The sequence below is a fragment of the Desulfofundulus luciae genome (assembly GCF_030813795.1).
Classification (GTDB): Bacteria; Bacillota; Desulfotomaculia; order Desulfotomaculales; family Desulfovirgulaceae; genus Desulfofundulus; species Desulfofundulus luciae.
The window spans coordinates 1-11136 of record NZ_JAUSUX010000040.1 but is presented as its reverse complement, the minus strand read 5'-3'; the positions used below and the strand labels follow the sequence as shown (position 1 = coordinate 11136).

7 protein-coding genes are annotated in these 11136 nt (G+C 57.0%); all 7 read right to left on the bottom strand.

Translation table 11 applies throughout. The features are described 5' to 3' along the window. On the bottom strand, nt 1-94 hold a 94-nt coding region (locus J2Z49_RS14105; RefSeq protein ID WP_017173303.1), incomplete at its 3' end, for a GTP-binding protein. Nucleotides 95-154: 60 nt separating this feature from the next. Then, on the bottom strand, nt 155-2230 hold the full coding sequence (fusA, locus tag J2Z49_RS14100; RefSeq protein ID WP_307403737.1) for an elongation factor G: 2076 nt from the start codon (nt 2228-2230) through the stop codon (nt 155-157). 12 nt (nt 2231-2242) lie between these two features. Then, nucleotides 2243-2713, bottom strand: a complete 471-nt coding sequence (rpsG, locus tag J2Z49_RS14095) for a 30S ribosomal protein S7 (RefSeq protein ID WP_013824067.1) — start codon at nt 2711-2713, stop codon at nt 2243-2245. Between the two features lie 77 nt (nt 2714-2790). After that, the gene (gene rpsL / locus J2Z49_RS14090) at nt 2791-3165 is read right to left on the bottom strand and encodes a 30S ribosomal protein S12 (protein ID WP_072871211.1); all 375 of its coding nucleotides are present in this window, start codon (nt 3163-3165) and stop codon (nt 2791-2793) included. Between the two features lie 64 nt (nt 3166-3229). Further along, entirely contained in the window at nt 3230-3481 is a 252-nt protein-coding gene (locus tag J2Z49_RS14085; protein ID WP_307403735.1) for a L7Ae/L30e/S12e/Gadd45 family ribosomal protein, read from the bottom strand. Nucleotides 3482-3525: 44 nt separating this feature from the next. Continuing rightward, entirely contained in the window at nt 3526-7035 is a 3510-nt protein-coding gene (gene rpoC / locus J2Z49_RS14080; protein ID WP_307403733.1) for a DNA-directed RNA polymerase subunit beta', read from the bottom strand. A gap of 317 nt (nt 7036-7352) precedes the next feature. After that, nucleotides 7353-10808, bottom strand: a complete 3456-nt coding sequence (gene rpoB / locus J2Z49_RS14075) for a DNA-directed RNA polymerase subunit beta (RefSeq protein ID WP_307403731.1) — start codon at nt 10806-10808, stop codon at nt 7353-7355. Nucleotides 10809-11136 lie beyond the last annotated feature (328 nt).

Genomic DNA, 11136 nt, shown 5'->3' with positions numbered 1-11136 from the left:
TGGCTGCCGTCAAAGTGGTCTTCCCGTGGTCAACGTGTCCAATGGTCCCTACGTTTACGTGGGGTTTGGTCCGCTCAAATTTGGCCTTGGCCATGACATTAGATCCTCCTTGTCCAGCATATAGTTTTGCAGGCAGCAAATGTGGGTGCGGCCTTTATCCCCGCCGCCGGGTAATAATAGCTTCAGCCATAGACGGAGGTACTTCCTCGTAGTGACTGAACTGCATGGTATAGGTACCACGCCCCTGGGTGCGCGAACGCAGATCCGTGGCGTAGCCGAACATCTCGGCCAGGGGGACATAGGCATGGATCACCTGCGCGTTACCCCGCCGCTCCATCTCTTCAATGCGTCCGCGACGGGCGTTGAGGTCCCCAATGACATCCCCCATGTACTCCTCCATGACCACCACTTCCACCTTCATGATCGGTTCCATCAGTACCGGTTTGGCCTTTTGCGCCCCGTTTTTGAAGGCGATGGAACCGGCAATCTTAAAGGCCATTTCTGAGGAGTCCACTTCATGGTAGGAACCGTCCACCAGGGTTACCCGCACGTCCACTACCGGGTACCCGGCCAGGACACCGTTTTCCATGGCTTCCTTGACGCCGGCATCGATGGCCGGGATGTATTCCTTGGGCACCACGCCGCCGACAATCTTGTTGACAAACTCGTAACCGGCGCCCCGCTCCAAAGGCTCGATTTCCAGGACCACATGGCCGTACTGGCCGCGGCCGCCGGTCTGCCGGATGAACTTGCCTTCGGCCTTGACCTTTTCCCTGATGGTCTCCTTGTAGGCCACCTGGGGACGTCCTACATTGGCCTCGACCTTGAACTCCCGCATCAGGCGGTCGACGATGATCTCCAGGTGCAGCTCGCCCATGCCGGAAATAATGGTCTGGCCCGTTTCCGGATCAGTATGCATCTTGAAAGTGGGATCCTCTTCGGCCAGCTTGGAGAGAGCTGCACCCATTTTGTCCTGGTCGGCCTTGGTCTTGGGCTCGATGGCCACGGAAATCACCGGCTCGGGGAAATCCATGGACTCCAGGACGATGGGGTGTTTTTCATCGCACAGGGTATCCCCCGTGGTGGTTTCCTTTAAACCCACCGCGGCCACAATGTCCCCGGCATAAGCCTCATCTATTTCCTCCCGGTGGTTGGCATGCATGCGCAAAATGCGCCCGATGCGTTCCCGCCGGTTTTTGGTGGAGTTATAAACATATGAGCCAGAAGTTACCTTACCCGAGTATACCCGGAAAAAGGTCAGTTTACCCACATAGGGATCGGCCATGATTTTAAAGGCCAGGGCCGAAAACGGTTCATCGTCCCTGGCCACCCGCTTATCCTCCACCCCGGTTTCGGGGTTGAGACCTCGGATGGCCGGTATGTCCGTCGGTGCCGGAAGGAAGTCGACAATAGCATCCAAAAGGGGCTGTACACCCTTGTTTTTGAAGGAAGAGCCGCACAGCACCGGGATCATCTTTACCGCCAGGGTCGCTTTACGGATGCCCCGCTTGATCTCCTCTTCGGTCAGCTCTTCACCTTCCAGGTATTTGATCATCAATTCCTCATCGGACTCAGCCACTGCTTCTAAAAGCTTTTCCCGGTATTCGGCCACCAGCTCGCGCATTTCTTCCGGGATGGCCGTCTCCTTGCTACGCGTGCCCAGATCATCAACATAAATAATGGCCTTGTTGCGGATCAGATCTACAACACCTACGAAGCTGTCCTCGGCGCCAATGGGCAACTGGATGGCCACCGGGTTGGCGCCCAACCGTTCACGGATCATGGTCATGCTGCGGAAGAAATCCGCGCCGACCCGGTCCATCTTATTAATGTAAGCAATCCGCGGTACACCGTACTTGTCGGCCTGGCGCCACACGGTCTCCGACTGGGGCTCCACGCCGCCCACGGAACAGAAGATGGCCACGGCCCCATCTAACACCCGCAGGGAGCGTTCCACTTCTACGGTGAAGTCCACGTGCCCAGGCGTGTCGATGATGTTAATACAATGATCCCGCCACTGGCAACTGGTAGCAGCAGAGGTAATGGTAATACCCCGCTCCTGCTCCTGCACCATCCAGTCCATGGTGGCAGCCCCATCATGCACTTCACCCATCTTATGCACACGACCGGTATAAAAAAGAATCCGTTCGGTGGTGGTGGTCTTGCCGGCATCAATGTGGGCCATTATACCGATGTTGCGTGTTCTCTCCAGTGGAAATTGCCGTGCCATATTTTCACCCCCTTACCACCGGTAATGGGCAAAGGCCTTGTTGGCTTCCGCCATTTTGTGGGTGTCTTCCTTTTTCTTCACCGCCCCACCTGTATTATTGGCGGCATCCATAATTTCCGCAGCCAGCTTTTCTTCCATGCTCTTGCCGCCGCGTTGCCGGGCATACTGGGTGATCCAGCGGATACCCAGGGTCTGCCGCCGCTCGGGCCGGACTTCCACGGGCACCTGGTAGTTGGCACCCCCTACCCGGCGGGCCTTTACCTCCAGCACGGGCATAACATTTTTCATGGCCTGCTCAAAAACCTCAAGCGGATCTTTGCCGGTTTTTTCCCGGATGATCTCAAAGGCCTTGTAACATATGCGTTCGGCTATGCTCTTCTTGCCTTTGAGCATAACCTGGTTGATCAGCTTGGTGACCACCTTGCTATTATAGATGGGGTCCGGCGGCACATCTCGCTTGGCTACCGCGCCTCTCCTGGGCATTTTCTACCCCCCTTTAACCGAAAGTATAACCTTTCCTGCCAAACTTAAAACTACCGGCCCAACCGGCCGGCGGTTAATTATTTCTTTGGGCGCTTGGCGCCATACTTGGAACGGCCCCGGTTGCGGTTCTGCACACCAGCACAATCCAGGGCGCCCCTGATAATATGGTAGCGGACACCGGGCAGGTCCTTCACCCGGCCACCCCGTACTAACACCACCGAGTGTTCCTGTAGATTATGCCCGATCCCCGGAATGTAGGAGGTTACCTCGATCCCGTTGGTAAGCCTTACCCGCGCCACCTTGCGCAGGGCAGAATTAGGCTTTTTCGGGGTTGTGGTGTAAACCCTGGTGCATACCCCCCGCTTCTGTGGGCTTCCCTTTAACGCGGGGGCTGAAGACTTGTGGGTCACCTTCTCCCGGCCCTTGCGGACCAGCTGGCTGATGGTCGGCATGCTACTACACCTCCTTCCTCCAGATTATCGGACATAATCATGGCTACCCCTGTTGAAGCGGCGGTTAATCTTCGATAACCGCCGCCGAGGCACAACCTACTTCGATGTTGCAGGCTTTGCCCAGTTGAGACATGGAATCGACCTCAACAAGGGGTATGTTTTTGGCGCGACAGGCCTGGATAATGGGATCAATGACATGCCGTTCTGCGTTCATGGCCACGTAAACTACTTTAGCCTGCCCCCGATTAATGGCCTTCATGGTTTGCTTGGAACCCACCATCTTCTTGCGGGCATTGGACAGCCGGGCCAAGGGCATGAGCTCTCCCCCCAGAGAAATCCAGACACTCTCATATCTTAACATCAGTCGCGAACGTTGTCAATATTTTCGTAAGCAGGCACCGCAGCTACAGGTTCCGGAGTTTCCTGCCGCTCTTCGCCCCTGGCTTCCACCAACTGGATATTGCGATAGCGGCTCATGCCTGTACCGGCCGGCACCAGCTTGCCGATAATCACGTTCTCCTTCAACCCCATCAGAGGGTCCACTTTGCCTTTAATGGCCGCATCGGTCAACACCCGGGTGGTTTCCTGGAAGGATGCAGCCGAGAGGAACGAATCGGTGGCCAGGGAAGCCTTGGTTATCCCCAGGAGCACCGGCCGCGCCACGGCTTCCTTGCCGCCCTGTTCCCTGATCCGCCGGTTTTCATCCTCCAGCTCAAACTTATCGATCAGCCCGCCGGGAAGCAGGTCCGTATCCCCGGGATCCTCAACCTTGACCTTGCGCAGCATCTGGCGAATCATCACTTCTATATGCTTATCGTTGATATCCACGCCTTGCAGGCGGTAGACACGCTGCACTTCGTGCAACAGGTAGGTATAGACGCCGTGCAGCCCCTTAATCTTTAAGAGGTCATGGGGGTTGATGGAACCCTCGGTCAGCTCATCCCCGGCGGCCACCCGGTCCCCGGCACTGACCTTGAGCCGGGCGCCGTAGGGAATCTGGTAGGTGTATTTTTCACCGCTGTCAGTGGTGATCTCCACCTCCCGGCGTCCTTTAACCTCCCGCACATCCACCACACCATCGGCTTCGGCGATGACCGCTTGCCCCTTGGGGCGCCGGGCTTCAAAGAGCTCTTCGACCCTGGGCAAACCCTGGGTGATGTCGTCACCGGCCACGCCGCCGGTGTGGAAGGTACGCATGGTCAACTGGGTGCCCGGCTCGCCAATGGACTGGGCCGCGATAATACCCACGGCCTCGCCGATGTCCACCATGCGGCCGGTGGCCAGGTTGCGGCCGTAGCACTTCACGCACACGCCGTAACGGGTTTTACAGGTAATCACCGAGCGGATCCATACTTCTTTAATGCCGGCGTTGACGATGGCCCTGGCCTTTTCCTCGTCGATTTCTTCATCCGCCCGTACCAGCACTTCCCCGGTCCCGGGGTGGACGATATCGTTTAAGGCCACCCGGCCCACCAGGCGGTCCTCCAGCTTTTCAATCACTTCCGTGCCGTCCTTGATTTCCTGCACCAGGATGCCTTCGTCGGTGCCGCAATCCTCTTCCCGGACAATGACATCCTGGGCCACGTACACCAGGCGCCGGGTCAGGTAACCGGAGTCGGCGGTGCGCAGGGCGGTATCGGCCAGGCCCTTGCGGGCACCGTGGGTGGAAATAAAGTATTCCAGCACGGCCAGCCCTTCCCGGAAGTTGGCTTTAATGGGCACGGGGATGATCCGGCCGGAGGGGTCGGCCATAAGTCCCCGCATACCGGCCAACTGGCGAATCTGCTGGATGTTACCCCGGGCACCGGAATTGGCCATCATGTACACGGGATTGAATTTATCCAGGATATTCAACAGGGCCCTGGTTACCTTGTCGGTGGCCTCGTTCCAGATGGTGATGATATTGCGGTAACGCTCCTCCTCGGTGATCAACCCCCGGCGGTATTGGGTTTCCACCGTTTCCACCTGCTTTTCCGCGTCCGCCAGGATTTCCTTTTTCTCCGGGGGGATAATGATGTCGGAAGTGCTGATGGTGATCCCGGCCCTGGTCGCAAAATGGAAACCCAGTTTTTTAATGCCGTCAAGCATGTTGGCCGTGGCTGAATACCCCAGCTTGCGGTAACAATCGTCCACCAGTTGCACCAGGCTTTTCTTGTCCATCACAGTGTTTAAATAGCCCAGTTCATCGGGGACCACTTCATTGAAAATGATCCTGCCCACGGTGGTTTCCAGCCGCTCCCCGTTAGGCTGGCGCACCTGAACCCGGGCCTGCAGGCTCACGGCCCCGTTGTAATAGGCCATGATGGCTTCCTCGTAATCCTTGAAGACCTTCCCCTCACCCGGGGCGCCGGGTTTTTCCATGGTCAGGTAGTAGCAGCCCAGGACCATATCCTGCGTGGGAATGGCCACGGGACGGCCGTCCTTGGGGTTTAAGATGTTGTGGGCCGAAAGCATGAGCAGCCGGGCTTCGGCCTGGGCCTCGGCCGACAGGGGCACGTGCACGGCCATCTGGTCGCCGTCAAAGTCGGCGTTATAGGCGGTGCAGACCATGGGGTGGATCTGGATGGCCCGGCCCTCCACCAGGACGGGCTCAAAGGCCTGTATGCCCAGCCGGTGCAGCGTGGGGGCCCGGTTCAAGAGCACCGGGTGCTCCTTGATCACCTCTTCCAGGACGTCCCAAACTTCCGGGCGCACCCGCTCCACCATGCGCTTGGCGCTCTTGATGTTATGGGCATAGCCCTTGTTCACCAGTTGCTTCATCACAAAGGGCTTGAACAGCTCCAGGGCCATTTCCTTGGGCAGGCCGCACTGGTGCAGTTTTAAGGTGGGGCCGACCACAATCACCGAACGGCCGGAATAGTCCACCCGCTTGCCCAGGAGGTTCTGGCGGAAACGCCCCTGCTTGCCCTTAAGCATGTCGCTTAAGGACTTCAACGGCCGGTTGCCCGGACCGGTAACGGGGCGCCCCCGGCGGCCGTTGTCAATGAGGGCATCCACCGCTTCCTGGAGCATGCGCTTTTCGTTCCGGACGATAATATCGGGAGCCCCCAGATCCAGGAGACGCTTCAGCCGGTTGTTGCGGTTGATGACCCGCCGGTACAGGTCATTTAAGTCCGAGGTGGCAAAGCGGCCCCCGTCAAGCTGGACCATGGGGCGCAGTTCCGGGGGGATCACCGGGATGACATCCAGGATCATCCACTCGGGCCGGTTGCCGGATTTGCGAAAAGCTTCCACCACTTCCAGGCGGCGAATGGCCCTCACCCGGCGCTGACCGCTGACCTCCTTGAGCTCCTGGCGCAGTTCCCGGCTCATTTCGTCCAAATCGATTTCGGCCAGGAGCTCCTTGATCGCCTCGGTACCCATCCCCGCCTTAAAGGCATTGCCATATTTCTCCCGGTACTCTCGGTATTCCGTTTCCGTAAGCAACTGCTTTTTAATCAGGGGAGTGTTGCCGGGATCTATGACAATGTATGAAACAAAGTAAAGGACTTTTTCCAGCGCACTGGGCGACATATCTAATAGCAGGCCCATGCGGCTGGGAATGCCTTTAAAATACCAGACATGGGACACAGGGGCGGCCAGTTCAATGTGACCCAGGCGTTCCCGGCGTACTTTCGAGCGCGTAACCTCCACGCCACAGCGATCGCAAACCACGCCCTTGTAGCGTACCCGCTTGTATTTGCCGCAATGGCACTCCCAGTCCCTGGTAGGACCGAAAATGCGCTCGCAAAAAAGACCGTCCCGCTCCGGTTTCAGTGTCCGGTAGTTGATTGTCTCCGGCTTCTTTACCTCGCCGCTGGACCACTGGCGGATCATGTCTGAAGATGCCAGACCAATGCGGATGCGGTCAAAGTTGTTCAAATCCAGCAAAGGATCCCTCTCCCTTCGCTAAGAATATCGCCGGTTCTATTGCGGTCGCAGTAAATATTCAGTGACCCGGTTGGATGCGGCCCAGCACTCACCCAAATATGACTTTGCTCCCGGTGTTTCAGGTTTAATTGACACATCCGGTTTTGGGAAGAGCCAGTGCCACGGTGAGTGCTGGGTCCCCGCTCACTCCAGTGCTTCGCGCCGACAGCACCGCATCCTCGCCATAACGGTTTTACTGAACATTCACCGGCCACAAAAACGCCCCGGGGCAGCCGTGTAAATCTGTTATGACATGGATGCGGCAACACGTATAGCAATCACTGGTAACGATCCGGTTCCGTGTCCTCATCGTCCAGGTCCAAAACGTCATCGGGCAAATCGCCCGGGTAGTCCTCCTCTTCATATTCCTCCCGTTCTTCCTCGGCCTCCGAATCGGAATCATAGCCCTTTTCCGGCGGCAGCTCCCCGGCGTGAATATCAAGGCCGAGATCCCGGGCCGTTTCCTGCATGTCTTCCTCCACTTCCTTGATCTCGATCTCCTCGTCATCCTCCGAAAGAACCTTCACGTCCAGCCCCAGGCTCTGCAGTTCCTTGATCAAAACCTTGAAGGATTCGGGAACACCCTGTTCGGGCACGTTCTCACCCTTGACAATGGCCTCGTAGGTCTTCACCCGGCCCACCACATCGTCGGATTTGACCGTAAGGATCTCCTGCAGGGTATAGGCCGCACCGTAGGCCTCCAGGGCCCAAACCTCCATCTCGCCGAAGCGCTGGCCGCCGAACTGGGCCTTACCACCCAGGGGCTGCTGGGTAACCAGGGAATAGGGGCCGGTGGAACGGGCGTGGATCTTATCGTCCACCAGGTGAGCCAGTTTTAACATGTACAGGTAGCCCACGGTAATGGGGTTGTCGAAGGGCTCTCCCGTGCGCCCGTCGTAAAGGGTTATCTTACCGTCCCTGGGAAGACCTGCTCTCTCCAAAAATTCCAGAATATCTTCCTCCGTAGCCCCGTTAAACACCGGTGTGGAAACGTGGTAGCCCAGTACCTTGGCCGCCCAGCCCAGGTGGGTTTCCAGCACCTGACCGAGGTTCATCCGGGAGGGCACACCCAGGGGGTTCAAAACGATCTCCACCGGCGTACCATCGGGAAGGAAGGGCATATCCTCTTCCGGCAGGATCCGGGCAATAACCCCCTTGTTTCCGTGGCGGCCCGCCATTTTATCGCCCTCGGAAATTTTGCGCTTCTGGGCCACATACACTCTGACCAGCTGGTTAACCCCGGGGGGAAGCTCGTCGCCCTTTTCCCGGGAAAATACTTTCACATCCACCACTTTACCGGACTCGCCGTGGGGCACCCTTAAAGAAGTGTCCCGCACTTCCCTGGCCTTCTCGCCAAAGATGGCCCGCAGCAGGCGCTCCTCGGCGGTGAGCTCGGTTTCTCCCTTTGGCGTAACCTTGCCTACTAAAATATCCCCGGGGCGCACTTCCGCTCCCACCCGGATAATTCCCCGCTCGTCCAGGTCCTTTAAGATCTCCTCGCCCACGTTGGGAATATCCCTGGTGATTTCCTCGGGACCGAGCTTGGTATCCCGGGCGTCGCACTCATATTCTTCTATGTGAATAGAAGTAAAGTAGTCTTCCTTGACCAGCTTTTCGCTCACCAGGATGGCATCCTCGTAGTTGTAACCTTCCCAGGGCATGAAGGCCACCAGCACGTTGCGGCCCAGGGCCAGCTCACCGTGATCGGTGGAAGGCCCGTCGGCAATTACCTGCCCGGCTTCAACCCGGTCACCCTTGTACACAATGGGCTTTTGATTAATGCAGGTGCCCTGGTTGGAACGGGCAAACTTGATCAGCTTGTAAGTATCCAGGGTGCCGTTGTCGGTGCGGATCACAATCTCGTTGGCCGTTACCCGCTCCACCACGCCGCTGTTTCTGGCGATCACCACCACCCCGGAATCCCTGGCTGCTTTATACTCCAACCCGGTACCCACCAGGGGTGCTTGAGCTTTAATCAACGGCACGGCCTGGCGCTGCATGTTGGCACCCATCAGCGCCCGGTTGGCATCGTCGTGCTCCAGGAAGGGAATCAGGGAAGTTGCCACGCTGAAGACCTGCTTGGGCGAAACGTCCATGTAGTCGACCTTGTCCGTGGGCACCACCAGAATCTCATGGCCGTGGCGGGCATTCACCCGATCCTCCAGAAAATAGCCATTTTCATCCAGGGGCACGTTGGCCTGGGCAATGACCAGATCCTCTTCCTCGTCGGCCGTGAGGTAGACGATCTCGTCGGTAACCCGCCGCTCTTCCTTGTTCACCTTGCGGTAGGGCGTTTCAATAAAACCAAAGTGGTTGATCCGGGCATAGCAGGACAAAGAACCGATCAGGCCGATGTTGGGACCTTCCGGGGTCTCTATGGGACACATGCGGCCGTAGTGGGAATGGTGCACGTCCCGCACCTCGAAGCCCGCCCTCTCCCGGCTCAATCCACCCGGCCCCAGGGCCGAAAGGCGCCGCTTATGGGTCAACTCGGCCAGGGGGTTCGTCTGGTCCATGAACTGGGAAAGCTGGCTGGAGCCAAAAAACTCCTTGATGGCCGCTACCACCGGCCTGATGTTGATCAACACCTGCGGGGTGATGACATCCACGTCCTGGATGGTCATCCTTTCCCGCACCACCCGTTCCATGCGGGATAAACCAATACGAAACTGGTTCTGCAAGAGTTCCCCCACTGAACGCAGGCGCCGGTTGCCCAGGTGGTCGATGTCATCCACCTGGCCTTCCCCATCCATTAAACGAAGCAGGTATTTAACGGTGGCAATAATATCCTCAGGAGTAAGCTCCCGGATAAATTCACGGTTTTTGGGTACCTCCCGGTTCAGGTAACGATCCCACTCCGTTGGTCCCTGACCGTCATCTTTAAAACGGTAGAGCACATCATGCTTTAACTTCTTCCATATTTTATAACGGCCCACATTGGCCAGGTCGTAGCGCTTGGGATCAAAGAACAACGAGTGGAGTAGCGAGCGAGCGCTCTCCACTGTGGGGGGTTCACCGGGCCGCAGCCGTTTATAGATTTCTACCAGGGCTTCTTCTTCGGAATCGGTGTTATCCCTGGTCAGGGTTTCCTGGATATATTTATTGCCGTCAAACAGGTCAACGATCATCACATTGGACCCGTAGCCCAGAGCACGCACCAGGACGGTAACCGGAATCTTGCGGGTGCGGTCAACGCGTACGAAGACATGGTCGTTGACATCGGTTTCAAATTCCAGCCATGCCCCCCGGTTGGGGATAATGGTGGCCGTGTAGATTTTCTTGCCGCTGGGATCGAGCTGCTCGGCAAAGTAAACCCCGGGGGAACGCACCAACTGGCTGACAATCACCCGCTCCGCGCCATTGATGATAAAGGTGCCCTTCTCGGTCATGAGGGGGAAGTCGCCCATGAAGACTTCCTGCTCTTTGACTTCTCCCGTCTCTTTATTTATCAGGCGCACCTTTACCCTTAAGGGCGCCGCGTAGGTGACGTCCCGCTCTTTGCACTCTTCGACGGAGTACTTGGGTTCACCAAGGGTATAGTCCAGGAACTCAAGGACCAGATTGCCGGTAAAGTCCTGGATGGGCGAAACATCCTGGAATACCTCGCGCAAACCCTCCCGCAAAAACCAGTCGTAGGAGTTGCGCTGCACTTCAATCAGGTTGGGCAGATCCAAAACTTCCCGGAGTTTGCCGAAACTCCACCTGGTTCTGATCCCGGCGTTTGCAGTAACCATTGAGAGCCTCACACCCCCCAAAATTAAAAAACAACGAAAAGCAAGGTTTTCCAGAGAACCTCGAAAACCTCGCTTTCCTACGAAATCATAAAAAAGCTATGCCATGATATTATTTCCGCAAAAGCGATCATTCATACGTATATGTATAAAGACGGCTCCCGGTCCATGCATATATATGAACGTTTAGGAATAATAGCACATTCCCACAGGATTGTCAAGGGCTAAAATGCGCTGGTCCGTGTCAAGATCCAGTAGGTATCTCCACAAAAATTTTTTCCCGTTATGAGACCTCACCGCTCAAAAACATTAGCTTCAAGGCAGCGGCCTT